The sequence below is a fragment of the Sciscionella marina DSM 45152 genome, from assembly GCF_000379465.1.
Taxonomy (GTDB): domain Bacteria; phylum Actinomycetota; class Actinomycetes; order Mycobacteriales; family Pseudonocardiaceae; genus Sciscionella; species Sciscionella marina.
Genome location: NZ_KB905463.1, coordinates 1 through 1,103, shown reverse-complemented (window position 1 = coordinate 1,103; position 1,103 = coordinate 1). Strand labels below are relative to the sequence as shown.

Sequence of the window (1,103 nt, the reverse complement as noted above, 5' to 3'; positions counted from 1 at the left end):
GCCGCGGTCGCCGATCGCCTACTGGCCTTCGAAAAACGCTACAACGCCACAGCCCGACCCTTCGACTGGACCTTCAACCGCAACGACCTCAACCACCTTGAGGTGTACCAAGGATCTTGGACAGGGCCTCTCGTTTGAGAGGATGTGTGCATGCCCGAGCAGCGTCGGAGGTTCAGTGCTCAGTTCAAGGCTGAGGCTGTGCAGATGGTGATCGAGACCGAGAAGTCGGTCGCCGAGGTCGCCCGGGATCTAGAGATCAACGCGGGCACACTCGCCAACTGGGTCAACACGTGGCGGCGGGAAAACCCCGGCTCTGAGCAGCCGGTGAGCCTGTCCGAACGTGCTCGCGTGGCGGAGATGGAAGACGAAATCCGCCGGTTGCGGATGGAAAACGAGTTCCTGAAAAAAGCCGCGGCCTTCTTCGCGCGGACGTCGCAATAGCGGAGCGTTGCGCGGTCATCGACGCGGAGAAGGCCCACTATCCGATCGCTTGGATGTGTCGGTTACTCGGGGTGCCACGCTCGTCGTTTTATGCCTGGCGCCAACGGGTGGCCACCGAGACGACTACCCAAGCTCGCCGCCGCCGGCTGAGCATCCACGTCTCCCGGGTGTTCACCGAGGGCCGGGGCGCCTACGGTTGCCGCCGGGTCGCCGCCCAGCTCAACCGAGAAGGTCACGCGTGCAGCGTCGGGCTGGTCGCCGACCTGATGCGCGATCTCGGACTGGCCGGGTGCCAGCCCCGCACCTACAAACGCACCACAATGCCAGGCGAAGAACCCGTGGACAGCCCGGATCTGATCGGCCGAGAGTTCACCGCGGATGCGCCGGGAAAGCGGTTCGTCGGCGACATCACCTACCTCAAAACCGGTGAAGGATGGCTCTACCTCGCGACCGTCATCGACCTGGCCACCCGCATGGCCGTCGGATGGCAGCTCGCCGATCATATGCGCACCAGCCTGGTCGTTGACGCCCTGGACATGGCCATCACCCACGGACACCTCCACTCAGGAGCGGCGCCTCTCTGGTCAAGTTGATCTTGGTTTGGGTTGTTATTGTGTGTGTTGGCGGGTTCGGGAAGTGACTGGTCCGAAGTGCTGACGTGC

The 1,103-nt window shown here is 63.6% G+C and carries 2 protein-coding genes; both read left to right on the top strand.

Translation table 11 applies throughout. The features are described from left to right. The first annotated feature begins 150 nt into the window (after nucleotides 1-150). The gene (locus tag A37U_RS0140540; RefSeq protein WP_020502381.1) at nucleotides 151-441 is read left to right on the top strand and encodes an IS3 family transposase; all 291 of its coding nucleotides are present in this window, start codon (nucleotides 151-153) and stop codon (nucleotides 439-441) included. Next, nucleotides 438-1,034 (top strand): IS3 family transposase, encoded by a 597-nt coding sequence (locus tag A37U_RS0140535; protein ID WP_157183361.1) that lies wholly within the window; start codon nucleotides 438-440, stop codon nucleotides 1,032-1,034. Before A37U_RS0140540 ends, A37U_RS0140535 begins: the two co-directional genes overlap by 4 nt. Nucleotides 1,035-1,103: the final 69 nt, after the last annotated feature.

Excerpts from the sequence above, each read along its gene's own strand:
- A37U_RS0140540 (WP_020502381.1), top strand. The coding sequence starts at position 151 with ATGCCCGAGCAGCGTCGGAGGTTCAGTGCTCAGTTCAAGGCTGAGGCT.